This is a genomic window from Colwellia sp. KS18-150 (genome assembly GCF_057551365.1).
Genome location: NZ_BAAJMC010000004.1, coordinates 36,670 through 62,878, shown reverse-complemented (window position 1 = coordinate 62,878; position 26,209 = coordinate 36,670). Strand labels below are relative to the sequence as shown.

20 protein-coding genes are annotated in these 26,209 nt (G+C 37.8%); 11 read left to right on the top strand and 9 right to left on the bottom strand.

The genetic code is table 11. The features are described from left to right. The first annotated feature begins 269 nt into the window (after positions 1 to 269). The 8 genes from AC27IF_RS07720 (at position 270) to AC27IF_RS07685 (ending at position 8,836) form a co-directional block, all read left to right on the top strand. Entirely contained in the window at positions 270 to 1,235 is a 966-nt protein-coding gene (locus AC27IF_RS07720; protein ID WP_487053411.1) for an AAA family ATPase, read from the top strand. Positions 1,236 to 1,250: 15 nt separating this feature from the next. Continuing rightward, on the top strand, positions 1,251 to 2,306 hold the full coding sequence (locus AC27IF_RS07715; protein ID WP_487053410.1) for a DUF58 domain-containing protein: 1,056 nt from the start codon (positions 1,251 to 1,253) through the stop codon (positions 2,304 to 2,306). A 23-nt stretch (positions 2,307 to 2,329) separates the two neighbouring features. After that, positions 2,330 to 2,860, top strand: coding sequence for a DUF4381 domain-containing protein (locus AC27IF_RS07710; protein WP_487053408.1), 531 nt, complete (start codon positions 2,330 to 2,332; stop codon positions 2,858 to 2,860). After that, positions 2,857 to 3,852: a vWA domain-containing protein gene (locus tag AC27IF_RS07705; RefSeq protein WP_487053406.1), complete on the top strand. Its 996-nt coding sequence runs from the start codon at positions 2,857 to 2,859 to the stop codon at positions 3,850 to 3,852. Before AC27IF_RS07710 ends, AC27IF_RS07705 begins: the two co-directional genes overlap by 4 nt. A gap of 14 nt (positions 3,853 to 3,866) precedes the next feature. Continuing rightward, the gene (locus tag AC27IF_RS07700) at positions 3,867 to 5,840 is read left to right on the top strand and encodes a vWA domain-containing protein (protein ID WP_487053404.1); all 1,974 of its coding nucleotides are present in this window, start codon (positions 3,867 to 3,869) and stop codon (positions 5,838 to 5,840) included. After that, a complete protein-coding gene (locus AC27IF_RS07695; protein WP_487053403.1) occupies positions 5,834 to 7,549 on the top strand; it encodes a BatD family protein in 1,716 nt (571 codons plus the stop codon). Before AC27IF_RS07700 ends, AC27IF_RS07695 begins: the two co-directional genes overlap by 7 nt. A 65-nt stretch (positions 7,550 to 7,614) precedes the next feature. After that, positions 7,615 to 8,130, top strand: coding sequence for a sigma-70 family RNA polymerase sigma factor (locus tag AC27IF_RS07690; protein ID WP_487053401.1), 516 nt, complete (start codon positions 7,615 to 7,617; stop codon positions 8,128 to 8,130). Further along, complete coding sequence (locus tag AC27IF_RS07685) at positions 8,123 to 8,836, top strand: DUF3379 family protein (protein ID WP_487053400.1); 714 nt, start codon at positions 8,123 to 8,125, stop codon at positions 8,834 to 8,836. The genes AC27IF_RS07690 and AC27IF_RS07685 overlap by 8 nt, the downstream gene beginning before the upstream one ends. Before the next feature lie 87 nt (positions 8,837 to 8,923). Here AC27IF_RS07685 and AC27IF_RS07680 read toward each other — a convergent pair whose 3' ends face one another. Together AC27IF_RS07680 and putP are read right to left on the bottom strand one after the other, a co-directional pair. Next, complete coding sequence (locus AC27IF_RS07680; RefSeq protein WP_487053398.1) at positions 8,924 to 10,459, bottom strand: protein adenylyltransferase SelO; 1,536 nt, start codon at positions 10,457 to 10,459, stop codon at positions 8,924 to 8,926. 41 nt (positions 10,460 to 10,500) lie between these two features. Continuing rightward, positions 10,501 to 11,988: a sodium/proline symporter PutP gene (putP, locus tag AC27IF_RS07675; protein WP_487053397.1), complete on the bottom strand. Its 1,488-nt coding sequence runs from the start codon at positions 11,986 to 11,988 to the stop codon at positions 10,501 to 10,503. A 241-nt stretch (positions 11,989 to 12,229) separates the two neighbouring features. Here putP and AC27IF_RS07670 point away from each other — a divergent pair, with 241 nt between their 5' ends. After that, positions 12,230 to 13,450, top strand: coding sequence for an EAL and HDOD domain-containing protein (locus tag AC27IF_RS07670; RefSeq protein ID WP_487053690.1), 1,221 nt, complete (start codon positions 12,230 to 12,232; stop codon positions 13,448 to 13,450). A gap of 105 nt (positions 13,451 to 13,555) precedes the next feature. Here AC27IF_RS07670 and galE read toward each other — a convergent pair whose 3' ends face one another. The 7 genes from galE to AC27IF_RS07635 form a co-directional block, all read right to left on the bottom strand. Continuing rightward, positions 13,556 to 14,566: a UDP-glucose 4-epimerase GalE gene (gene galE / locus AC27IF_RS07665; RefSeq protein ID WP_487053396.1), complete on the bottom strand. Its 1,011-nt coding sequence runs from the start codon at positions 14,564 to 14,566 to the stop codon at positions 13,556 to 13,558. Between the two features lie 38 nt (positions 14,567 to 14,604). After that, positions 14,605 to 15,573 (bottom strand): DHH family phosphoesterase, encoded by a 969-nt coding sequence (locus tag AC27IF_RS07660; protein ID WP_487053394.1) that lies wholly within the window; start codon positions 15,571 to 15,573, stop codon positions 14,605 to 14,607. 4 nt (positions 15,574 to 15,577) lie between these two features. Then, positions 15,578 to 16,192, bottom strand: a complete 615-nt coding sequence (cysC, locus tag AC27IF_RS07655) for an adenylyl-sulfate kinase (protein ID WP_487053393.1) — start codon at positions 16,190 to 16,192, stop codon at positions 15,578 to 15,580. Between the two features lie 22 nt (positions 16,193 to 16,214). Next, a complete protein-coding gene (locus AC27IF_RS07650; protein ID WP_487053391.1) occupies positions 16,215 to 17,942 on the bottom strand; it encodes an SLC13 family permease in 1,728 nt (575 codons plus the stop codon). A 70-nt stretch (positions 17,943 to 18,012) separates the two neighbouring features. Continuing rightward, positions 18,013 to 19,413 (bottom strand): sulfate adenylyltransferase subunit CysN, encoded by a 1,401-nt coding sequence (gene cysN, locus AC27IF_RS07645; RefSeq protein WP_487053390.1) that lies wholly within the window; start codon positions 19,411 to 19,413, stop codon positions 18,013 to 18,015. A gap of 54 nt (positions 19,414 to 19,467) precedes the next feature. Continuing rightward, a complete protein-coding gene (gene cysD, locus AC27IF_RS07640; protein WP_487053688.1) occupies positions 19,468 to 20,367 on the bottom strand; it encodes a sulfate adenylyltransferase subunit CysD in 900 nt (299 codons plus the stop codon). Between the two features lie 188 nt (positions 20,368 to 20,555). Next, positions 20,556 to 20,864 carry a ComEA family DNA-binding protein gene (locus AC27IF_RS07635; protein ID WP_487053389.1) on the bottom strand — a complete coding sequence of 103 codons (309 nt, stop codon included), beginning with the start codon at positions 20,862 to 20,864 and terminating at the stop codon, positions 20,556 to 20,558. Between the two features lie 171 nt (positions 20,865 to 21,035). Between AC27IF_RS07635 and mfd the strand changes: the two genes are divergently transcribed. Both mfd and AC27IF_RS07625 read left to right on the top strand, forming a co-directional pair. After that, the gene (mfd, locus tag AC27IF_RS07630; RefSeq protein ID WP_487053388.1) at positions 21,036 to 24,617 is read left to right on the top strand and encodes a transcription-repair coupling factor; all 3,582 of its coding nucleotides are present in this window, start codon (positions 21,036 to 21,038) and stop codon (positions 24,615 to 24,617) included. Positions 24,618 to 24,628: 11 nt separating this feature from the next. Then, a complete protein-coding gene (locus tag AC27IF_RS07625) occupies positions 24,629 to 26,194 on the top strand; it encodes a CsiV family protein (protein WP_487053386.1) in 1,566 nt (521 codons plus the stop codon). Positions 26,195 to 26,209 lie beyond the last annotated feature (15 nt).

Below are 26,209 nucleotides of genomic sequence, written 5' to 3'. Positions count from 1 at the left end.
TGATTTTAACTAACTATCAAAAAATATCAATCACTGATTTAAAAGTTATTTCATTCTGTATAAGGAAGTAACCACTTTCTAATACAGAATGAAATATAGTTTAATTTTCATAGCATAGCTTATTACTAGCGCTTATGAATAAATAAAAATTATTACAACTATCTAACATTAACCTTGTTTTCTTTAAGAAAAACCTTATATAAAATGCTAGAGTGCATTTCAACAATTACTCATCCTTATAAATACTTTACTTAAAAAGATAAATGAATATGGCAATTGAACATTTCTCAACACTAAAAGAACATTTAGCTACGCAGATTATCGGCCAACCGGCTTTTGTAGAAAATTTACTTATTGCTCTTCTTGCTAATGGGCATTTAATTGTTGAGGGCCCACCAGGACTGGCTAAAACCCGTGCAGTAAATGCTTTAGCTGATGGATTAGAAGCTGATTTTCATCGTATACAGTTTACCCCTGACTTATTACCTGCCGATTTAACCGGTACTGATATTTATCGTCCTGAAGATGGTAGTTTTGTTTTTCAATCCGGACCGCTTTTTCAAAACTTAGTGCTAGCTGATGAAATAAACCGTGCCCCCGCTAAAGTACAATCTGCTTTATTAGAAGCCATGGCTGAAGGTCAAGTAACGGTAGGTAGAAAAACCTATCAATTACCTGAATTATTCCTTGTTATGGCAACACAAAACCCAATTGAGCAAGAAGGTACCTACCCGCTGCCAGAAGCGCAATTAGATCGCTTTTTAATGCATTTAGAAATTGATTATCCCGATGCAGCAAGTGAACTAGATATATTAAAGCTCAATCGAGGTGAGGCGCTGGCTAATGCGGATGACGAAAAAGCACCACTTAGGGTATTAAGCCAAGCGGAAATATTTAGTGCTCGTAAGGATGTACTTAATATACATATGGCACCAGCTCTTGAGACTTACATGGTTGATTTAATAATGGCTACCCGTCAACCAGAGAAGTATGATGACAAATTAAAATCCTGGCTTGCTTTTGGTGCGAGTCCTCGTGCCACAATTGCACTAGATAGATGTGCAAGAGCTCGAGCATGGTTACATAATAGAGATTTTGTCAGCCCTGAAGATATTCAAGCAGTCTTTCACAACGTCTTACGCCATCGAATATTATTAAGTTACCAAGCTGAAGCTGAAGGTATCACTTCAAATCAATTGCTTGACCATTTATTAAGCTTAGTTGCTGTTGCTTAACGAATAGCCTTAGTTATGTGGTTTAAACAAAAGAAAATACAAAATACAAACGATAGCCAAAGTGACTATCAAGCTCAGCTTGCGAAGATTTACAGCAATGGGGTTGAGTTAGCAATGGCTGAGCTGTTGAACTATCAAAATAAAACAGCGCTAATTGATTTAACAGCACGTAAAAACATTCATGGGCAAATGTCAGGAAATTACTTATCACGAAGTAAAGGTCGCGGTATGGAGTTTGATGAAGTTAGACATTATCAAACCGGTGATGATATTCGTGCTATAGATTGGCGAGTAACAGCGCGTACAGGTAAAACCCATACTAAGCTATTTCGTGAAGAATTAGAACGCCCTGTACTTATTGCAACTGACTTAAGTGCGAGCATGCACTTTGGTAGTCAGTTATTATTTAAATCAGTACAAGCGGCACATATTGCATCACTAGTGGCTTGGCATGCAAAAAATAGAGGCGACCGCTTAGGTGGAATTGTCTTTAACCAAAGTGAACACCTAGAGCTGAAACCAAGAAGCCGGAAAGAAGGCGTTTTACATTATTTACACGCGTTAACTACGCTACATGCAAACCAACACGTTCAGCAATATCAATCTTCAAGCCAGAGTAATAACCCGCAGAGCAATAGTGGTAATAATTATTTCAGCGAAAATTGCGCACGAATCAGACAAATAGCGAAACCAGGCTCGCTTGTTTACTTAATTACAGATGCCCTGCAGCTGAAGACTAATGATAGCCCACAGCAACAAGATGCACTTCGACATTTAAGCCAAATCAGTCAACATTGTGAGTTGGTAGTGTGTTTAATTATGGACTCCTTAGAGCAAGAGTTACCAGAAAGCCATGTAAAGCTAAACGTGAGTTTAACCGATGGCAGTAATAGACAAGATTTTACCCTTGGTGATAAAGACACGGCAATGTCATATAAACAACAAGCAAGTTTATCCAATTCACTATGTAAACAATTACTAACGAAAGCAGGTGCTCGAGTCATTCATTTAAGCGCAGGACAAACGTTAGAGCAACAATTGAAAAACGGAGAGCAGTTTTGCAACAAATAAATTCATCTCCTGTAACAGCTCCCATGCAAACAAATACTCCTGCTGTTAATCCTTTAGATTTACATGATATTCATGTGCCAGAGCAAATTTCAAATTTCCCTGTGGCATATGGCTGGTGGGTTTTAGCAGCGCTTGTGCTCTTATTTATGGTAATACTACTAATAAAATGGCGACAAAGAGCAAAATTAAAACGCCATCAAAAACAAGCAATAAAACAATTACAAACAAACCCTAGCATGAACAATAGCGAGGTTATTGCGCTACTTAAATGGACTGCTATGCAATACTTTCCAAGGCATCAGTTAGCTAAAATATATGGTGAACAATTTCAATCATTTTTAAACAGTAAGCTCATAGAAAAGCATCAACCACAGTTTCATAAGCTTGCTGGCAATTGCTTTATTGAGCAGTACAAAATTAGTGAACACAATAACCATGACAATAGTGAAAATCTGCATCAAGCTGCTCTGCTATGGCTTAAACAAGCATTACCACCGATAAAAGGCAATGCTAAAAATACAGCTGAACTACACACTGCAGAGGTAAAAGTATGATAAATTTTGCTTGGCCTTGGCTACTCGCACTAATGCCGTTACCTTTATTAATTTATTGGCTACCGAAAAAATCTCAAAGCCGTTCGAGTGCGGCTCTTATTGTTCCTGCGTTATTATCAAATTCCGGCACAGATGTTCAACATCAAAACAACAAGAAATCTCCGTTAATTATTTTAACAATATGTTGGCTTTTAATCGTCCTAGCATTGAGTCAACCACAATGGCTTGGTGATGCAGTAGATATTCCTACAGAAGGGCGTGAAATGATGATAGCGGTCGATCTTTCTGGCAGTATGCAAATTGAAGATATGAGTTTGCGTGGTAGAGCCGTTAACCGTCTTGATATGCTTAAAGTGGTACTAGGTGACTTTATCGAGCGACGTGTCGGTGACAGATTAGGCCTAATTCTATTTGCCGATGATGCCTATATGCAAACGCCAATGACCTTTGATAGAAAAAACGTTAAACAAATGCTCGATGAAAGTGTCTTAGGCTTAGTGGGCAGAAAAACAGCCATAGGCGATGCTATTGCCCTAGCCGTAAAGAGATTTGACGCCAAACAAAAATCTAATAAAGTGTTGTTGTTATTAACCGATGGCCAAAATACGGCAGGAAAAATATCACCTGAACAAGCGCTTGAATTAGCCATAGCGAAAGATATTACCATCTACTCCATTGGTATAGGTGCTGATGTCATGTTGCAGCAGTCTTTGTTTGGCACTAGAAAAATTAACCCTTCTAGCGAGTTAGATGAGAAATCACTCACGGAGTTAGCTCAAAAAACCGGTGGTAAATATTTTCGTGCTCGAGATAGCCAAGGAATGAGCGAAATATATCAATTACTTGATGAACTTGAACCCGTAGAACAAGAGCAACAACAAATGCGTCCATTAACAGCTTTATTCTATTGGCCGCTAGCATTAGCATTACTGTTAAGTTTTACCTATTTGCTAGTCATTAATCTTCCAAATTTTAGTCAAAGAAAAACTTAGGTTTTGTAATAGTAATGAGCTCTCTTAATTTATTTTTAAATAATTTTCATTTTATTAGACCATGGTGGTTATTAGCCATAGTAGGCTTGTTTTTTGCACTTTGGCTGTTGAGAAAACATCGCTTCTACCGTTCCCCATGGAATAAATTTTTACCCCCTCATTTAAGCCATGTGTTAGTGGAAGCAAGTGATAATAATAAAAAGGCGCGAAATATCTTCTTTTCATTACAAGAAAAGATGATAAAACCTTTTATCATCGGTTTGTTAGTGATCATCGCCCTTGCCGGACCGGCATGGCAAAAATTACCACAACCTGTTTATCAAACTGAAAGAGGCTCAGTGCTCATTATGGACATGTCATACTCCATGTATGCCACTGATATTAAGTCTAACCGTTTAACCAGAGCGAGATATAAAGCCGTTGATTTACTCAAAAAGATTAATGAAGGTGATATCGGCTTGATTGCGTATGCAGGTGATGCTTTTGTTATTAGCCCATTGACGCAAGATATTAAGAATATTGAATTATTATTGCCTTCTTTAAGTCCTGAGATCATGCCAGAGCTAGGAGCTAACCCGTATGCTGCTTTATCGCTTGCCCACGATATGTTAAATAATACAGGGCATATAAATGGTGATATTTATTGGTTTACAGATGATGTAGACAATGAAGAAATCAGTGACATCTATGACTGGTCTGCAAAGCATGGTCATCAATTAAATATTTTAGGTGTTGGCACTGCAGACGGAGCACCAATCACCCTACCCTCAGGTGAATTACTCAAGGATAACTATGGCGCGATTGTTGTCCCTAAACTGCCTATACAAAAATTACACTCTCTCGCGGCACGTGGTAAAGGTCAATATCAAACGATTAGCCACAATGATAATGATATTGAGCAATTGATTAATAATAATCAGCTGCAAGCTAAAGAACATCAAGAGCAAAAAAATAGTCAACAACAAGGTGACCAATGGGAAGAACAAGGTCCGTGGCTATTAGTTATAGTACTTCCATTATTATTAACCTATTTTAGACGAGGTGCTAGCCTACTTATGCTTAGCTTCGTTTCTTTACCAATGATAACCTTGATGTCATTTACTTTAATAAGCCCTGTAAGCTTTGCTGATGAGCAAGTAAAACAAGGTGCCACGCAAGTAGCGAATAATCCCCCCACAACGTTGCAACAAACTTGGCAAAATTTATGGCAAACACAAGATCAACAAGGACAAAAACGATATAACCAGCAAGATTATCAAGGTGCAGCTAAACAATTTGATAATGAACAATGGCAAGGTAGCGCTCATTATAAAGCAGGAAATTATCAACAAGCACTTGAATCCTTTAAACAAGGTGAACAAGCTAATAGTGCCAATGCCTTATACAATCAAGGGAATGCTTTAGCACAAATGCAACAATTTGATAAAGCGATTGAGCATTATGAGCAAGCCTTAGCTAAAGACCCTGAATTACAAGATGCCAAAGACAACATAGAAAAAATTAAACAACATCAACAAGAACAGGAACAAAAGCAAGATCAACAACAAGGTGATCAACCTCAAGATTCTCAAGAGCAGAATGACCAACAAGAGCAACAAGAGTCGAAAGAACAACAATCAGAAGATCAACAAGATAACGAACAATCTGACGGTGGACAGCAACAAGATAGCGAAAACAGTGAATCGCAACAAGATAACAGTCAAGAGCAAAAATCACCTGAAGATACAAAGCCTGAAGAGCAACAAGAACAAAATAAACAAAAAGAGCAAAGTGCTCAGCAAAGCGAAAAAGATGGTGAGCAAGAACAAGAAAAAACGGCTGCTCAGCTAGCTGAAGAGCAGCAAGCGAAAGAAACAGAGCAAAAACATCAACAATTACTCAATAAAGTTACCGATGATCCCTACTTGTTACTACGTAACAAGATGCAATTAGAATATCAAAAACGTAAACAAAACGGTGCTAGCCAAGGAGAAAAGAAAAAGTGGTAAAAATTATCTTTAAACTAGTAACAGTTTTAGCCTTTACTATGGTAACACTTGTCAGTGAACAAGCTTTTGCTTTATCTAAGCTCACAGCAACCATTGATGCCAACCCAGTAATGAGCAATGAGTCTATTGTACTTACCGTTATAGCAGACGATAGCGTCAATCGTGATGCATTAAATACAAAAGCGTTAGAAACTGACTTTATTGTTGCTCGAACAGAAGTAAGCTCACAAACTAACATGGTTAATTTTAAGACCAGCAGGACGACACGCTGGCAAATAGCTCTGATCCCTAGAAGAAGCGGAAAACTAGTGATTCCGGCTTTAGAAGTTGATAACCATTTTTCACAAGCAATCGCTGTTGTAGTGGTTGAACAAAGTAGCGATAAGTCATCAAAACAGCAAGATATCTTTATTAGCGCAGAATTATCAGCAAATGATGTTTATGTTCAACAGTTAGTTACGCTAACAGTAAAGCTTCACATCAGTGTACAACTGCAACGTGGTAGCTTAACTGAGCCGACTTTATCTGGGGCAAGTATTGTTCAGGTAGGTAAAGATCAAGAAAGCGATAATATTATTAACGGCAAACGATATCGTATTATTGAGCGAACTTATGCCATCACCCCTGAACAAAGCGGCGAATTAACACTAGTTTCTCCAATGTTTGCTGGAGAAATTATGGTGCAATCAAAACGTCGCTCAGGTTTTCTAAGCTTTGGAGAAACTAAGCCTGTTAATATTTTAGGTGAGCAGCTGTCGTTAAATGTTCGCCCTATTCCAGAGAGTTATACTAGTGGCGCTAGCTGGTTACCAAGTGAACTACTAACCTTACATCAAGAATGGCAACCTAATACTAATGAGTTTAAAGTTGGCGAGCCAATCACTCGTACTATCACGTTAACGGCTGCAGGTTTAGCGAAAGCACAATTACCAAAAATTGTTATGGATGCACCTGCAGGCTTAAAGATTTACCCTGATCAAGCTGAACTGCACTCAAATTTGACTAAAGACCGTTTAGTTAGTCAGAAGAAACAAAATTTTGCTTTAGTCGCTAGCCAAGTCGGCGAATATACGCTTCCTAAAATTACTATCTCTTGGTGGAATACCGTCACAAATAAATATCAACAAGCAGTATTACCAGAGCAGGTTATTACCATATTGCCAAATCCTGATATGGCTAAGCAAACTCCATTAAGTCATAAAATGGGCGAGCAGAATAATACCGCCCCAACAACAGTACAGTTGCCTCAACAGCCAATCATTATTGAACAATCCTCAAAATTACAATGGCTATTTTTAACCTTATGGTTACTGACTATATTAGCGTGGTTAAGTCATGTAATTTATCTCAAACGCAATAGCAACAAAACGCCCAAAAAGGTGAATGTAACGGTTAATAATCATTACCTTTTACTTATGGCCTCATGCAAACAAAATAATGCAGAGCAAACTCTCTCTTTAATCGTTCCTTGGGCGAATAGTTTATATTCAGTAGGAAAACCTGAAATATCAACCCTATCGGAAGCACTAGCACTTATCGACGATAATATGCTAACAAACGCAATTGAGAATTTACAAAAGCATTTATATGGTAAAAACGATAATAGCGCTTCCTGGTCTGGGAAAGAGTTATTATCAGCAATTCAACAAGTTAATAGTTTGAAAAAAGCAAAAAGTGACGTTAACTCCTTTAATATTAATCCTCGTTAATTAAATATTTAATGTTTTTTAAAAATAATCGAAATAAATCTTCCAGTGCTCAGGTCTCTACTAATATGGCGACAAAACAAGTTAGATATGAAGCACTCGTAAAGGCTTTGCATGGCGATTTATACCGATACGCATATTGGTTAACTCACGATAAGCAAGTGTCCGAAGACTTAGTGCAAGAAACATTTTTACGCGCATGGCGTGCCCTCGACTCATTAAAAGATGAGAAAGCGGCTAAGTCATGGTTGATCACAATTTTAAGACGAGAAAATGCGAGGCGCTTTGAACGTAAACGTTTTGATATGAGCGAATACGAAGAAGAAACTGTGATAGATACTAAATCTACTAGCACAGAGCAAGAAATTGAAAACCACTGGTTACGTGAGAAAATATCACAATTACCACCTGAATACTCAGAGCCACTTGTATTACAGATTCTAGGTGGCTATAGCGGCGAAGATATCGCAAGCATGCTTGACCTTAACAAAAATACCGTAATGACACGTTTGTTTAGAGCACGAAATCAGTTAAAAGAAGCATTAGAGAAAGAACCCCAAGTTCGAGGCCAATACAATGGATGATTTGCAATTTAGACGTAGTATATACGCAGATCCTAGCTGCCAAGATGAAGATGTGCTTAATGCACAACAAATTGATCCAGCCAAAAAAGAGTTTACTCAAGAGTTACAACAGCTTGATGAAAAATTAAAGCAAGCGATGCAGGTACCAATTCCTGACGGTTTGTGTGAGAAACTCATTCTGCGTCAAACTTTAGCCAGCCATCAACAGAAAAAACGAAAATCTCGTGTACATCTAGCGTTAGCAGCATCGGTAGCTATAGTGGCAGGGTTAGTCGTTAATTATATACAGTTTTCTAGTAGTTATACTGACCTAGGTGACTATGCCCTAGCCCATGTTTATCATGAGCAAGATTACTTTTCTAATAACGATGCAAACCAGATCAGTTTAACTTCGTTAAACAAAAAAATGATTGCATTTAATGGTAGCTTCAATAACTCACTTGGACAGTTAATTTCTGCAGATTATTGCCGATTCGATGGGATGAAAAGCTTACATTTAGTTTTTAAAGGGCTAACAGATACTGTAACTGTTTTCGTTGTACCTAAGAATGAGCAATTAAGCTTTAGTCAACATTTCAGTGATAGCAAATTACACGGTGAGTCTATCAGTTTTGATAAGGCTAATGTCATTGTTGTCGCCGATAAAAATGAATCGTTAAGCCAATGGCAACAAGCCATTAATGACAATATTACTTGGTCTATCTAGACTGTCAACTTTACATATACAAACATTTATAGCACTTCATTTAAGCCAATATAGGTTATAAATGAAGTGCTTTTTAATATGCTTTTCTTAAGTACCACAAAATGTTTGATAGTAACGGTCATCATCTAGCGGTGTATCTTGAAAGTCTTTTGTACCTTCAATTTCTTGATATGGAGAGCTTAGAACCGTTAAAAATTCACTAACCAATGTATTGATTTTCGAAGCTGCCTGAGGATCATTAGCTATTAACTCTTCACTACGTGTTAGTAAAGCTTCAACGTGATGATTTCTTGGAATAACTACCGGGTTATGTTGTCGCATTAACTCTTGAGCTAAATTATCGTTAACATTACTGTCGGCATTGCTTTCAAGCGTCGATAACCAAGTACTATACCAATGCCCCAAATCTGCTTTTAGCACGGTAGCAATTTTTTTATCCGTTAAAGATTGCGTTAAGTCATAAAAAGTTTCAGTGTAATCTAACGCTTTAACTTGCATAATTTCTAACAAGTCATCAACGACGCTTCTATGCTCTGTCATTAGATTATTTATTCCAAGTTTTTTAGCATACATAGCGTAATATGCGTCATCAAATCTTTGTTTATATTGGTGAATTACCTCTTCAACTTGAGTTATTGCGCGCTGCTCTTTTTCTTTTTGACTTATATCCTCATCGTCTTCATCTATTAACAAAGACAATAAACAATCGGCTAATCTAGCTGTATTCCACTGCGCTATACTTCCTTGCTCACCAAAAGCGTAACGGCCATACTCATCGATAGAGCTAAACACAGCATCTTTACTATATTGTCCCATCATGGCACAAGGGCCATAGTCTATGGTTTCACCACAAATAGCAGTGTTATCAGTATTCATAACACCATGAATAAAACCAACACGTAACCACTCAATCACTAAAGTGATTTGTTTCGCCATTACATTGTCTAACAAGGCAAGAATACGCTGCTCGCTTGATAAAGGCTCATTGTTAATTTCAGGAAAATGACGTTCAATCGTATAGTTAGTCAAAGATCTTAATGACGATAGATCCCTTCTTGCTGCAAAATATTGAAAAGTACCCACACGAATATGACTACTCGCGACACGGGTAACTACTGCGCCAGGTTTAGCTAGACCTCGATTGATGGTTTCCCCCGTTGAAACGACAGCCAAACAACGAGTTGTAGGCACGCCCAAAGCAAACATGGCTTCGCTCATGATATATTCACGAAGCGCTGGTGCTAATGCACACTTACCATCTCCACGTCTGGAAAATAAGGTTTTGCCTGAGCCTTTAAGTTGAATATCAAAGCGGTGACTATTTTTATCAACTACCTCACCCAACAAGTGCGCACGACCGTCGCCTAATTGTGGGTTAAAGTGTCCAAATTGATGCCCTGAGTAAGCTAAAGCGACAGGTTGAGCACCAGAGAGTACTTCATTACCACTAAAATACTTTGCTAACAAGTTATTCGCGTTTACCGTTAAGCTTAAGCTGACATTCAGTTGTTCAGACAAACGGGTATTCCACAATAATAATTGCGGTGAGATAACCTTTTCTGGCATTACTTGCTGATAAAATTGCTCACCTAAATCAACATAGGTATTTGAAAATTTAAACAACGGCAATACTCACTTTTTTCATCTGATTCATGTCTATCCAGTTACGAATGCTGTGCAAGCATCTCATCATGCTTAGCTAAAATTTCATTATCTGCTTGTGGTGATATAACACTTACCAGATAAATAACCAGTGAACATAAGATAAAACCAGGTACGATCTCATACATAACAGCACTTAATGATTGACCATTAATAGTAATTGGTGCGTAAATCCAAAATAATACTGTTGCTGCCCCTGTAATCATTCCTGCGAGAGCACCATTGCGTGTCATTTTTTTCCAATACAAACAACCGATAACAACAGGTCCAAATGCGGCACCAAAGCCTGCCCACGCATTACTGACTAAGGTTAAAATTGTTGAGTTGCGATCGTAAGCTAAATAAATGGCTAACAAAGCTACTAAAAATACTGAAATTCGGCCAACCGTCACTTGTTGCTGCTCACTGGCTTCACGATGTAAGAAGGTTTTATAGAAATCTTCAGTTAATGAACTTGAAGTAACAAGTAATTGCGAAGAAATGGTACTCATAATTGCGGCTAAAATGGCTGCCAGTAAAAACCCAGCAATCAAAGGGCTAAATAATATTTGTGATAAGACGATAAAAATCGTTTCTGCATCATCTAGTTGTAAACCTGTCTTAGCAACATAAGCGATACCAGCAAAGCCAGTAGCCATGGCACCAATAATGGCAACTATCATCCAGCTCATACCAATTCGACGTGCGGTTGGCATATCTTTAACACTTCGAACAGCCATAAAACGTACGATAATATGAGGCTGACCAAAATACCCTAAACCCCATGCCATAGCCGAGATAATACTAATAAGGCTAACACCACTAAAGATATTTAATAACTCAGGATTGATTTCGCTAATACTGGATTGCATTTCTCCGATACCACCAACTTCATTTATGGTGACAATAGGTACTAATACTAAAGCTATAAACATAATACAGCCTTGTACAAAATCCGTTAAGCTCACCGCAAGAAATCCGCCAAATAAAGTGTAAGCAACAACAACACCAGCGGTAACATACAAGCCTATTTCATAATTTAAACCAAATGAGCTTTCAAATAATTTACCACCGGCAACAATTCCACTTGAAGTATATAAGGTGAAAAAGACCACAATAACGACCGAAGACACTATTCTGAGCATTCGTGAATTATCTTTAAATCGGTTTTCAAAAAAATCAGGTAGTGTAATAGAGTCATTCGCTAGCTCTGTGTAGGTTCTTAGACGAGGAGCAACGATTAGGTAATTTAAAAAAGCACCAATAACTAAGCCTACAGCTATCCATAAGCTACTCATGCCACTAATATACATAGCACCAGGTAACCCCATTAACATCCAACCGCTCATATCTGAGGCTCCCGCAGATAAAGCAGCAACACTTGGACTAAGACTTCGCCCTCCAAGCATGTATCCAGAGACATCACTGGTTGATTTTTTAAAGGCGTATAAGCCTATCGCTAACATAACAATAAAATATAACGCTAATGAAACTAACGTGCCAAATGCCAAGTGATTCCCCTAGATTGGATATCATCAAAAATTGACACTACGCTATCAAGAACGACATTAAAAATAAAGCCCAGTCTCTGATACAAGTAAAAAAGCACTAACTAGTTGCTGCAAAAACAGGCACCTGGGTATAAAAACCAATGTAAAGTCCAATAAAATTAAAATAAATAATGAAAAAAACACTGCTATACCATATATTTATTAGTAATTGTTTTTTAATAAAAAAGATATTGCTCAAACTATGTACTTTTATGCTGCTCGACAACCTATTTTAGATGCAAACAAAAATCTATTTGCTTATGAGTTACTGTTTCGAGACAGTATAGATAATGTATTTCCTGAAGTTGATGGTGATGAAGCAACCAGTAAAATGATTGAAGCAAGTAAATTCAACATGGGTATCAGCGAATTTACTAGTAATAAACCAGCTTTTATCAATTTCACTTTAGAGACATTAAGTCAGGGTTACCCTGAAATGTTGACTAATGAAGAAGTGGTTATAGAAATACTTGAGACGGTTAAACCTGGAAAAAAACTCCTTTCTCTTTGTAAAGATTTACATAGTAAAGGTTACACTATTGCCCTTGATGATTACGAGCATCAAAGTGTGTGGGCTCACTTTTATCCATTTATAAAAATAATCAAAATAGATATTCAGCAAACTGGCCTAGATGAAATTAAAGAAGTTATTGCCGCCATTAAAGACTACCCTCACGTAGAGTTATTAGCAGAAAAAGTGGAAACCTATCAAGAATATGATCAAGCCTTGCAGCTTGGATTTAAATATTTTCAAGGGTTCTTTTTTGCTAAACCTGAAATGGTAAAAACAAAAAATTTATCTCCTTCACAACTTGCAATGGCCGAGCTACTTTACGAAACCTCCAAACCCGAGCTAGATCTTAATAGCATTACCGGTGTGTTTGAACGTGACGTATCTTTATCTTACAAACTGCTACGTTATGCAAACTCTGCCATTTTCAGACGTAGAAGTGAAATTGCCACCATCAAGCAAGCACTAGTTATTCTTGGCTCTAGTGAGCTTAAACGCTTTTTAGGGTTAATGTTTGCCGTAACGGCCAACCCTGACAAACCTACAGAGCTTATTAAGTTAGCAATGACCAGGGCAAAGTTTTGTGAATTAGTAGCTAAGGACATGGCTACCAATGTTGATGATTCAATCGCTTTTTTAACGGGGTTGCTCTCAATGATAGATGCGATACTAGATGAAAAGTTAGAAGTCGTTTTAGCTAAGTTACCCTTGTCTGCCGAGATTAAAGAGCCATTATTAACCCGTAAAGGCGTGATGGCTGCGGTAATAAAGCTGGTTGAATTTATAGAACATGCTCAATGGGATAAAACAAATCTAGTGATGGAAAAATTAAAGCTTGATAAAGAGCAAGCCGTACAACATTACAATGAAGCATTGGCTTGGGCTGATGAACAAAGCATGTTAGCGGGATAAACCGTCAGCCCTTCTAATTACTAGACACTTTAAACGCTAACCTTATATGCACAATGAATCTTTCCATTGTGCATATAAAAGCTCTCAACATTTATAGCAGTAAATTTAAAACCCTTGTGGGTTTTCAGATTGCCAACGCCAAGTATCAACAATCATGGTATGCATGTCTCTAGTCGCTTGCCAATTAAGTAATTCTTTTGCCAAACTTGCATCAGCATAAACAGTAGCTAGATCCCCTGCTCTTCTTGGCACTATTTTATAAGGAATATCTTTTGCACTGATCTCTTTAAATTTATCGACAATTTCTAATACTGATGTGCCATTCCCTGTACCTAGGTTAATAGCCTTGCAGCCTGATATTTTATCTAAATTCTGTAATGCTTTGACATGTCCTTGAGCTAAGTCCACCACGTGAATGTAGTCACGTACACCTGTACCATCAACGGTATCATAATCATCACCGAAGACTTGCAGCTCAGCTAACCGTCCTACTGCAACCTGTGCCACATAAGGTAACAAATTGTTTGGAATGCCATTAGGGTTTTCACCAATTAGGCCAGAGCTGTGCGCCCCGATAGGATTGAAATAGCGTAAACAAGCAATCGACCATTCTTTATCACTTAATGCTAAATCAAATAATATATGCTCGATCATCAATTTCGTTTGACCGTAAGGGTTGGTCGCTGAGGTTGACATTGTTTCATTTAACGGAGAAGGGTTATCGCCATAAACAGTCGCAGAAGAGCTGAAAACAAGGTTTTTGACTTTGTTCTCTGCCATCACCTTAAGTAAGTTTACTGTACCAGAGACATTATTATGATAATAAGTCAGTGGCTTTTCACTCGACTCACCCACCGCTTTATAACCGGCAAAATGAATGACTGCTTCAATATCATGTTGCTCAAACACTGAGTTCATCGCTTGATAATCGCAGATATCTGCTTCAATAAAAGTAACCGTTTTTCCGGTGATTTGTGTGAGCCTGTCGAGGACTTTTGTTGATGAATTAGATAAATCATCAACAATGAGAATATCTTGTTCATCCGCTAAGGCCTGTAGCTCAACCACTGTGTGGCTACCAATATAACCTGTGCCACCTGTAATTAATAAACTCATACTTTCCCTTTTAAATCGTAATTTGAACTCATGTAAACTTATGCATAATATTCTGACACGCGTTTAATAAAATCGCCAAGCATTTCTTCTGGCAAAGCATTAATGCCAGCTGCTGCTGCTCTGCCTCCTCCCGTTGGAAATAGAGAGCATAATTCACCAGCGCCCTGTTTATTATTAAGTGGCGCTCTAAGGCTAATGGTATACGTTTTATCTGCGTTCAAGGTAACAACAGCATGTGCTTTATTGGGAGACTGATTAGCCAAGTCATTACCAAATACACCGCTAACTCGTCTTGCCCAAGCCTCATCGGCTAATTGAATAACCTTTAAACTATCATTATCGACAAGAGAAGCCGACGACTTTGCTTTATTCATATCGCCTAGATAGGCTGTTTTTAACGTGGTAAAGACTGACTCCGACTCTGCAATTAAGTCAAGGGGGTTTGGGTATGCTAAAAGCTGTTGATATAAATCCCCAGGGTGGAAATGTAAATCAGCTAAACTTGCGCCATAGCCATTGTAATTAACGTATATACCTAACTCTTTGAGCAATGATTGTTGCTCTTCGTTTAGCCCACATTCATTCGCTAAAGACTTAGCTGAAGCAAACATGTTATCACCAAATGCGGCAGCGACAGCCCAAGCAGAAAACTCCCCATTTAGATAGTTATTTACCAATAAACTCGTACAAACATTGGCATCTAAGTCTAATAAACTCGTTAATTTAGCGGATTCTGGTACTTCACCCGTTCTGTGATGGTCTACATAAAACACGTCAATATCATGGTTAAGCAATGTCGTTAATGCGCTAATATTTTTTTCTAATGATATATCAAGTACTGTCACTGAGGTGGCGTTGTCCACATCAACTTGTTTAAGTAAGTTAATATCACGCTTAACACCTGTGATTAACACAGGCTCTTTAGGCTGAGGATTTTTTTTTGATAAACGTAGCTGTAATAGCGCGATAATGCCATCAGCATCACCATTAAATACATCGTAATGCATCTATTTATCCTAATATCGAGGTTGAAATAAAACCTTGTGAAGCTAAATGGTCAACAATTTGTTGCGCACAAGCGGCAATATCTTTTTCAGCTGTTTTTACATGAATTTCTGGCGAGTTTGGTACATCATAATCTGAATCAATACCAGTAAAGTCTTTTATTTCACCTGCACGCGCTTTTTTATATAAGCCTTTAGGATCACGTTGTTCACAAACATCAATTGGTGTATCGATATATACTTCAATAAACTCATTTGCTTCTAATTTTTCGCGAGCGCTAGCTCTGTCTTGTGCAAAGGGTGAAATAAACGCTGTTGAAACAATTAATCCTGCATCGAGAAATAACTTTGACACTTCACTTATACGGCGAATATTTTCAATACGTGCTTCATCACTAAAACCTAAATCTCCGTTTAAACCGTGACGAACATTATCGCCATCAAGTAAATAGCTGTGATAACCTAATTTGAATAACAAAGCATCTACGGCATTGGCTACTGTTGATTTTCCTGAGCCACTTAAGCCGGTATACCAAAGTAAGCAAGGCTTTTGTTGTTTCAACTGTGCACGTTGTGTTTTAGTTATATGCTGCTCATGCCATACAGTGTTTTCAGTTTTCATAAAAATAGACTCTAGTTCTTAGCTAAAAAGGAAAAATTAGTGGGATCATCAATATCACGGTAACACTATAAACAAACGATACCGGCAATCCAAACTTTACAAAATCAGACAATTGATAATTACCTGCGTTATATACCATCACATTCGTTTGGTAACCATAAGGGCTAATGAAACTGCCACTTGCCGCAAATGCCACAGCCATCACAAAAGGAATAGGATTAACGCCTAACCCTAAAGCAACGTTATAAGCAATCGGAAACACTAACGCTGCTGCAGCATTATTAGTGATCAATTCCGTCATTAATAAAGTCACTATAAAAATAATAATAAAAGCTAAATAAACGCTATGCCCATCTAAGAGTGCTTTTATTTGCTCTGATATTATTATTGCCAAACCCGTGTTTTCGATAGCACTCGCTAATGTTAAAGCGCCAAGTACTATCATCCATATTTCTAATGGAAAACGGCGTTTAATTTCATTGACTGTTAATGCGCCACTAAAAATTAGTCCGGCGACATAAATAAATAAACAACTTAATAAGGATATAGGCGTAATAACTGAAATCAGTATGGCGGCAATAAAGCCCCAGACAGCGCCATAATCTCGCCAACCACTTAACATGTTTACTGCTTGGTGACCGGAAAGAATAAAAAAGTTTTTTGATAAGTTGGTGCGGCTGGAAAAATCTTGACCAACGGCGAGCACTAAAAAATCTCCTGACTGTAAAACAATATCACCAAGCTTGCCTGATAATGCACAACCTTCACGTCTTACCGCCACAACAGCAGCATCAAAACGGGCACGAAAACCAGCTTTTTTAAGGGTGATACCACTAATAGCAGAATCAGGTTTTATTAATACTTCTGTCAGGTTGTCTTTGAGTAAATCATCTTGTTCAGCAAAAAGAGTTAAACCATCAAATTGTTGCAACGTGAGTACTTTAGATATATCACCGCTAAAAATAAGTTTATCTTTTGCCTGTAGTGTTTCTTCCGGTGTAACGGGGGATATCAATTTTCCTTGGCGAACAATTTCTACCAAAAATAAGGCATCTAAATTTCTCAAACCATTGTCTTCAATGCTTTGGCCAATAAGTTTAGAATCAATTGATACTTTGGCTTCAAGTAAATAATCTCGTGTTTGTATATTTCCCTGATCCATATCAGGTAAGCTTCTAGCTCGGATAATAACAATAAATAAACATGAAGTTAAAGCGACAAGGCCAACGGTAGTAAAGTCAAAAAAGCTAAATCCTTCAACACCTTGCTTTATCATCATACTGTTAACAATAAGATTTGTTGATGTGCCTACTAGCGTTAGCGTCCCCCCTAAAATGGCAACATAAGACAGAGGTAATAATAGCTTACCCGCATTAATCAATTGATTGTTTTTAACACTATTAATTAACGTGGCAACAACAGCGGTATTGCTCATTAATGCCGAAGCGAAAGCAGTGCCAATAAATAGACGTAGCATGGATTTAATTTTAGAGCCATTAAATACAGTACTGCTAAGGCGGCGTAAGATACTGGTACGTTCAAACGAAAAGGAACATAACACTAAAAGTATCAAGGTGACTAAGCCAGGGTTTACGGCATTAGCGAGAATATCGTCGACACTGACGAAAGATAATGACAAACAAGCCAAAATAGTGACCGAAAACACTCTTTCTGGCATTTGGCTATATTTAACTAAGCCAAGAAAGGTGACAACAAAGACGGCTATAATTAAGTACTGCTCTATTGTCATTTTTATCCTTAAATATAAAAGCTATAAGGTAAATATCCCTTATAGCTTTATCATTTTCTTAAAAGGTAGTTTACTTAGTAATATCTCGAGCACCCCAATGCGGGAAGTGCTTACGTACTAAGGTGTTAAACTCTAGCTCAAATGCTGAGTATTCATGAGTTTGTTCATCAATGGCATGATTTATCATGCCTGCGCCTACGGTTACATTACTTAAGCGGTCAATAATAATGAATGCACCTGTACCACGATTCTTTTGATAATCATCAAAATGCAACGTCTCGCTAACAACAAAATCAACCGTACCAATATCATTTACCGCTAATTGCGATGAAGATAACTTATCCATGGTATTTACATCATACTTACTGACGATTTTATCCGCATGGCCAGTCGTCATTTTACTGCCGTGCTTAATATAATACTCACGGCCCGGCTCTAATTCATTTTCATGCATCCAAACAACGGTAGCATTAAACTCTTTAGCTGAGGTAGGAATGCTGCCTTTTTTGACAATCATTTCACCGCGGCTAATATCAATCTCATCTTCTAAGGTTAATGTAACCGCCATGCCTTTATCAGCACGCTCTAGATTACCATCAAAAGTAACAATGTCTTTAACAACACTTTCTTTACCTGACGGTAAAGCAACGATAGTATCACCTACTAAAATGTGACCTGAAGCTATCGTACCGGCAAAGCCACGGAAATCTAAATTAGGACGGTTAACATATTGAACTTGGAAGCGGAACTGAGTGAACTCTTCTTTATCTTCAACGTCCATGGTATTTAATAACTTCATCAACGTCGCGCCTGGGTACCAAGGCATGTTGTCACTTTCTTCAACAACATTGTCACCATTTAATGCTGACATTGGCACAAAACGCACGTCTGAGAAGTTTAGGTTTTCAGTGAACTCGCGGTATTCTTTTTTAATGGCTTGATATCGCTCTTGCGAATAATCCACTAAATCCATCTTATTAACCGCAACCACTATGTGTTTAATGCCTAATAAAGAACAAATAAACGAATGACGACGGGTTTGTGTTTGTACACCGTAACGCGCATCAATAAGAATAATGGCGATATCACATGTAGAGGCGCCCGTAGCCATATTACGTGTATATTGCTCATGGCCAGGGGTATCTGCAATAATAAACTTACGTTTATCTGTCGAGAAATATCGGTAAGCAACATCAATAGTAATGCCCTGCTCACGTTCAGACTGCAAACCATCAACTAATAGGGCTAAATCTATTGCTTCGCCTGTTGTGCCTGATTTCTTAGAGTCTTTCTCAATCGCGGCTAATTGATCTTCAAAAATCATTTTTGAATCATGCAGTAAACGACCTATTAAGGTACTTTTACCATCATCTACGCTGCCACATGTTAAAAAACGCACTAACTCTTTGTTTTCGTGTTGCTTTAAATAAGCTTGAATGTCATCTTCGATTAAGTCTGATTGGTGACTCATAATGTTTTCCTTCGAAATTCTTATCAGATAATAAATGTTATGGTGAAAATGGGCTTAGAAATAGCCTTCCATTTTTTTCTTTTCCATTGAGCCAGCACTATCGTGATCGATAACACGACCTTGGCGCTCAGAGGTTTTGGTTAATAACATTTCTTGAATTATTTCAGGTAAGGTATTTGCTGTAGACTCAACCGCCCCTGTTAATGGATAACAGCCTAACGTTCTAAAGCGAACGCTCTTCATTTGAATTTCTTCATCATCACTAATAGGCATTCTGTCATCATCTACCATGATCAAAGTACCATCACGTTCGACTACAGGACGCTTTTCGGCTAAATAAAGTGGCACAATAGGAATACTTTCTAAATAAATGTACTGCCAAATATCAAGCTCAGTCCAGTTCGATAGTGGGAAAACACGAATACTTTCGCCTTTATTTACTTTACCGTTATAGACATTCCATAGCTCAGGACGTTGACTTTTTGGATCCCAACGGTGATTTTCATCACGAAAAGAATACACACGCTCTTTCGCACGAGATTTTTCTTCATCGCGGCGGGCACCACCAAAAGCTGCATCAAAACCATACTTATTCAATGCTTGTTTCAAGCCTTGGGTCTTCATCACATCGGTGTGCTTTGCACTACCGTGAGTAAATGGTCCCATCCCCATTGCTATCCCATCAGGGTTTTTATGCACTAATAAATCAAAACCATAATCTTTCGCCATTTGGTCACGAAAGGCTATCATTTCTTTAAACTTCCAATTGGTATCAACATGCAATAAAGGAAAAGGAATTTTTCCCGGTGCAAAGGCTTTACGTGCTAGGTGCAAAAGCACCGCAGAATCTTTACCAACCGAATACAACATTACCGGGTTATCGAATTCTGCAGCAACCTCACGAAATATGTGAATAGATTCTGCTTCTAACTTCTTTAAATGGGTTAAGTTCATGTGCAATATAAAAATAGCGAAAAAATAGTGGTCTAAGAATGCCATATTAAGAGCTCCATTTCCATATAACAAACAGCTTTATTATATTAAAAAGGAATAAAAAGGTCAGTAATTAGATGTTTGAAGAAAGTGGATAAAAAGCCAGTATGAGACTGGCTTTGATTAACTCAACGAAAAGACAATGTAGCTTAGATGACTAAACGTGATTTATTATCCACAAGCACCTTTTCACCTATGCCTTTAACCTTAATCAATTCATCTATTGAAGTAAAATCCCCAACCTGCTCTCGATAGGTAACAATGGCTTGCGCTTTTTTCGTGCCAATTCCCTTTAAAGTAATTAACTGCTCTACTGTCGAATGATTTAAATGAATAACTTGCTGCTCAGCAGTTGCCTGATAAGGTACTTTGGCTTCTGCAAATACAAAACTAGAAGTAAAAGCGAAACAAGTGGCAAATAATAGGCGAGTTAATGCTTTGATTGAAATAATTTTCATAATAAGTCCTTGTAAATATATCCATTAATTGAAAGTAGACTTGTTTAACGTCTGCTTAAAGCGTTAAACAGTCTTTATTATGTTTAGAAGTTAAATAATTTTTTGTCAAATGCGTTTCAAATCACTTAGAATATGCCGCTATAGACTCAATTTAATAAATTATTTCATTTCATGAGCAAACTTAGCTGTTTATTGACCCCTACTCTCGCGAAAAACAAAGTCAAATCCGTAGATAAAAAATCTTGGCATAATTTGTATGGCAGTAGTTCTAGTATCGCCTTATACCACGGGGCTTTAGCCGCTGACTCCCCTTTACTTATTATTACCCAAGATACACCGACAGCATTGCGTTTAGAGCAAGAGTTACATAGTCTTGCTCAGTCTAATTCGCCATTAGCAATATGTTTATTTCCTGACTGGGAAACCTTGCCTTACGATACCTTTTCTCCGCATCAAGATATTATTTCCCAACGTTTAGCAACACTTTACCAATTATCAAGAATGCCTAAAGGCATAGTTATTGTGCCAGTAACTACCTTGGCGCAAAAATTAGCGCCAAAACAATATCTAGAAGCTAATTCATTAGTGATTAAGAAAGGTGATAGAAAAGATTTACACCAATTGCGTCAAGAATTAGAAGGAAATGGCTATCGCTGTGTGGAACAGGTGATGGAACATGGTGAATTTTCAGCGCGCGGGGCTATTTTAGATTTATTTCCTATGGGCAGTAAAACACCATTTCGTCTAGATTTCTTTGATGATGAAATTGATGAGATCAGATTGTTCGACCCTGAAAATCAGCGCTCTAGTGACAAAATAGATGATATCAACTTGCTTCCTGCACATGAATTCCCAACTGACAAAGAAGCAATTAACTTATTCCGCAGCCAATATCGACAGCTTTTTAAAAGCTCAATTGATAAAGAGTCCATTTATCATCAGGTAAGCAATGGTATTTTACCTGCTGGTATCGAATATTATTTACCGTTATTTTTTAATCATCAAAGTAATGAAAACACTGAAAGTGATCAAATAGGCACCAGTACATTATGTGATTATTTATCACCTCAAACATTAGTCGCTATATATGGAGATCTTGATAAGTCTCTACAGCAATATTGGCAAGATATTGAATATCGATATGAAAACAGACGTTATGATCCCACTAGACCTTTATTGCCGCCTGAGCAATTATTTTTAACGACTGAATCCTTGTATGCGGCATTAAAACCTTTTGCCCGTATCACAATTGAACCAGTTAACGTTAAAGAAGATACTCTTGAAACTGAATCCCTAGAAAAGGCTAAAGCCGGTGCTATTTATTTTGATGTTAAACCTTTACCCGATTTAACGATAGATCATAAGTTAAAACAGCCTTTTGAATTAATAAATCAGTTTATTGAAGATAAAGATACCGCTAATAAAATCCTCTTTGCCGCTGAAAGCGAAGGACGAAGAGAAAGCGTGCTAGAGCTTTTACACCGAGATAATATTAAACCCGTAGTCTTTAACACCCTTGAAGATTTCATCAACTCTGATGAACGTTTAGGCGTCTGTGTTAATGCCTTAAACCAAGGTTTTTCTTTTCAAGCAAAAGGACAAGCTAAAAAGAATGTCATCGCACTGATAACAGAAACTGAATTACTTGGCTCTCATGTTAGACAGTCTAGACGACGTAATAAATCTCAAGACATTGAAACTGATGCTATTTTTAAAAATTTAGCAGAATTATCTATAGGCCAAGCGGTCGTGCATATAGAGCATGGCATAGGACGTTATTTAGGTTTACAAACCTTAGAAACTGGCGGCATCATCACCGAGTTTTTAATATTAAGTTATGCAAATGACGCCAAATTGTATGTTCCTGTGGCTTCACTTCATTTAATCAGCCGTTATTCAGGAACTGATAGTGAGCACGCCCCTTTACATAAATTAGGCAATGACACGTGGAGTAAAGCGAAACAAAAAGCAGCAGAGAAAGTTCGGGATGTTGCTGCAGAGCTGTTAGATATTTATGCTAATCGAGCCAGTAATACAGGTTATCAATTTAAACGTGATAAAGAAGATTATTTAGCTTTTAGTGACAGCTTTGGTTTCGAAGAAACGTTTGATCAGAGCCAAGCGATTAATGCCGTCGTTAGTGATATGCTTTCTGATAAGTCCATGGACAGGTTGGTCTGTGGTGATGTGGGCTTTGGTAAAACCGAAGTAGCGATGCGCGCAGCCTTTGTTGCGGTAAATGATAATAAGCAAGTTGCTATCTTAGTACCTACAACGCTACTAGCCCAGCAACATTATGAGAATTTTCGCGATCGATTTGCTAATTGGCCAGTAAGCATTGAAGTTTTATCGAGATTTAAAACAACCAAACAGCAAAATGAAGTGGTAGCCAAAGTTGAATCAGGGCAAATTGATATCCTCATCGGTACCCATAAACTTTTACAAAACAGCATAAAATATAAAGACCTAGGCTTATTGGTTGTAGATGAAGAGCACAGGTTTGGTGTCAAACAAAAAGAGAAAATAAAACAACTTCGCAGCAATGTAGATATTCTTACTTTAACTGCAACCCCTATTCCTCGTACTTTAAATATGGCGATGGGTGGAATGCGAGATTTGTCAATTATTGCAACGCCACCGGCTAAACGCTTAGCTGTTAAAACTTTTGTAAGGCAACGTGATGATGCCTTAATTCGTGAAGCAATCCTGCGGGAAACATTACGTGGTGGTCAGGTTTATTTTTTACATAATCACGTTGATACCATAGAAAAAACCGCCGCGGATATTCAAGCACTAATACCGGAAGCTCGTGTTATTACTGCCCACGGGCAAATGAGAGAGCGAGAGCTTGAACGTATTATGAGTGATTTTTATCACCAGCGTTTCAACGTAATCGTCTGTACCACCATCATAGAAACCGGCATTGATGTGCCAAGTGCTAATACCATCATAATGGACCGAGCAGATCATTTGGGCTTAGCGCAGTTACATCAATTGCGCGGCCGAGTTGGTCGCTCTCATCACCAAGCGTATGCCTATTTACTTACACCTCATGAAAAACGTATGACAAAAGATGCTAAAAAGCGCCTAGATGCTATCGCCTCTCTTGAAGATTTAGGTGCTGGTTTCACTTTAGCCACTCACGATCTAGAAATACGTGGTGCGGGTGAATTATTAGGTGAAGATCAATCGGGTTCAATGAGTCAAGTGGGTTTTAGCCTGTATATGGAAATGCTAGATCACGCCGTTGAAGCATTAAAAGAAGGTAAGCAACTATCACTTAATCAAGTAACAGCAAAACAAACAGAAATAGACTTACGTATTCCATCGCTACTTCCAGAGGATTATATTTTTGATGTTAGTTTACGTTTAAGCTTATATAAGCGTATCGCTAGTTGTAAAACTAAAAATCAACTAGATGAAATACAGGTTGAGTTAATTGATCGTTTCGGTTTATTACCTCAAGCAACTAAAAACCTCATTCAAATTGCTAAAATACGACTTAAAGCACAGGTAATAGGTATTAACCGCATCGAAGCAAGTAACGCAGGTGGTTCAATTGAATTTAGTGACGATACCAAAGTCGATCATATGCTGATAATATCCTTGGTGCAAAAGCAGCCAACAATGTATAAGATGGTGCCACCAAACAAGCTTAAATTTACCCGAGCTAATGAAGGTGAACAAGCGAGATTTAGTTTAATTACTACCTTACTAAATGAGCTTACGCTGAGCCCTAAAAACAAGAAGTAAATGGACATTTAATGAAATTTAATCGACAGTTTTTTTCTTTTTTCGCATCTACACGCACCATTAATACTTGTTTGTTGAGCTTAAGCTGTATTGCTATCGTGTTACCTCAGCAAGTAAACGCTGAGCGCTGGTTTGAAGTTGAAGTTATCTTATTCAAGCAACTGGCTGATAAAAATAGCCTAAAAGAGCAATTTTCTACTCAAACAAACAGTTCAAACTTACCACAATATCGACGAGATTTTGATTTACTCACTTCATACTTGCAACCTGATTTAACGGCTATTAAGCAGTTAATGCCTTTATGCAGTGATCCACAGGGTGAAAGTCAGCTTTCATTAGCTCATAATAAGCCCATGCTTGCTCTTCCTGAGCAGACACGCTTCATTGAACAAGCAAATAACATAAGTTATACACCACAAGAGGTTTCATCCTCGTTAACAGCACAAACGACTGATAGCACGATTGATAACACATCTGAAGGCTTAACAACACAAACTAAACAATCATCATTAAGTGATTCTCAAGCCGTTAGCGAAGATAAGAAAGCTGAAGATATTCAAGAAGATATGCATCAAGCTACTGAGCTTGTTTTTCATTGGCAAACAGAAGCACTTAATAGTGCACTTTATTCACCAAAAGTACTTTGTGTTTATCGTCAAACTGATTTTGAGCAATTATTAGATAAAGACAGTCTAGCCAAGTTTAATCTAGATGCATTTAAAGTCACGGCGCTACCAAAGCGATTAAATGCACCTGGCGCTCATCAAAGTAACAGCCCTTACCTCATTGCCGATGATTCTTTGTTATTAAAAGACATCAATACCAGACTACGTTGGAGCAAAGAATTTAAACCCTTACTTCATTTTGGTTGGCGCCAGGTAGGTATTACTCGTAAAAAGGCCATTCCTTTAAAGCTATTTGCCGGGCAGCATTTAGCAAACGATTATCAGCAGGCAGTTGCAGATTATGAAATCCAACTAGAAGAAGCTCGCCAACAAGAGCAAGCAAGATTTGAGCTACAGCAAAGCACTTTAGAAAGTCAGAAAAGCGACAAGCAAGACAATGTTACAAATCAGCAGGCAATGGAAGCTTATTATGCAAAACTGAAACAACAGTCTTTAACGCAATTATTTACTGAGATTTCAAACATTAAAACAAGTGATTCAGAAAGTGACGTCATTGATGAAACAATTCAGCAATTAACGCAACAAGACCTTGATAGCCTTTTATCATCAGTTGAAATCGAAACAGATGTTACAGAGCAACCTTTAGATATTGCTAACCCACCAACAGAGCCTTTACAGCCATGGTTTTTAGATGGTTTTTTTAAAATACACCTAGATCACTACCTTTACATCAATGCCGATTTTAACCTGCTTAGTGAGCAAATTTTAGAAAGCTCTGTAGGTAGCTTAGATGAAAATGCGATGAATCTTATCAATTTCAGTCAAAACAGACGAGTTATTACTGGTGAGATACACTACTTTGATCACCCTTATATTGGCATGATAGTGCAAATCAGACGATTTGATCCAAGCAAACCAGCCGATGAAGCGGTAAGCCAAGCAATAAAGTAACAGTAATACCATGTA

Bases quoted from the DNA above. Each gene is read 5' to 3' on its own strand.
- AC27IF_RS07635 (WP_487053389.1), bottom strand. From the start codon at position 20,864: ATGAAAATTATTTCAATCAAAGCATTAACTCGCCTATTATTTGCCACT.
- AC27IF_RS07660 (WP_487053394.1), bottom strand. From the start codon at position 15,573: ATGCATTACGATGTATTTAATGGTGATGCTGATGGCATTATCGCGCTA.
- AC27IF_RS07625 (WP_487053386.1), top strand. From the start codon at position 24,629: ATGAAATTTAATCGACAGTTTTTTTCTTTTTTCGCATCTACACGCACC.
- AC27IF_RS07670 (WP_487053690.1), top strand. From the start codon at position 12,230: ATGTACTTTTATGCTGCTCGACAACCTATTTTAGATGCAAACAAAAAT.
- AC27IF_RS07685 (WP_487053400.1), top strand. From the start codon at position 8,123: ATGGATGATTTGCAATTTAGACGTAGTATATACGCAGATCCTAGCTGC.
- AC27IF_RS07710 (WP_487053408.1), top strand. From the start codon at position 2,330: ATGCAAACAAATACTCCTGCTGTTAATCCTTTAGATTTACATGATATT.
- AC27IF_RS07700 (WP_487053404.1), top strand. From the start codon at position 3,867: ATGAGCTCTCTTAATTTATTTTTAAATAATTTTCATTTTATTAGACCA.
- cysC (WP_487053393.1), bottom strand. From the start codon at position 16,192: ATGAAAACTGAAAACACTGTATGGCATGAGCAGCATATAACTAAAACA.
- AC27IF_RS07705 (WP_487053406.1), top strand. From the start codon at position 2,857: ATGATAAATTTTGCTTGGCCTTGGCTACTCGCACTAATGCCGTTACCT.
- mfd (WP_487053388.1), top strand. From the start codon at position 21,036: ATGAGCAAACTTAGCTGTTTATTGACCCCTACTCTCGCGAAAAACAAA.
- cysD (WP_487053688.1), bottom strand. From the start codon at position 20,367: ATGAACTTAACCCATTTAAAGAAGTTAGAAGCAGAATCTATTCACATA.
- AC27IF_RS07690 (WP_487053401.1), top strand. From the start codon at position 7,615: ATGGCGACAAAACAAGTTAGATATGAAGCACTCGTAAAGGCTTTGCAT.
- AC27IF_RS07650 (WP_487053391.1), bottom strand. From the start codon at position 17,942: ATGACAATAGAGCAGTACTTAATTATAGCCGTCTTTGTTGTCACCTTT.
- galE (WP_487053396.1), bottom strand. From the start codon at position 14,566: ATGAGTTTATTAATTACAGGTGGCACAGGTTATATTGGTAGCCACACA.
- cysN (WP_487053390.1), bottom strand. From the start codon at position 19,413: ATGAGTCACCAATCAGACTTAATCGAAGATGACATTCAAGCTTATTTA.
- AC27IF_RS07720 (WP_487053411.1), top strand. From the start codon at position 270: ATGGCAATTGAACATTTCTCAACACTAAAAGAACATTTAGCTACGCAG.
- AC27IF_RS07715 (WP_487053410.1), top strand. From the start codon at position 1,251: ATGTGGTTTAAACAAAAGAAAATACAAAATACAAACGATAGCCAAAGT.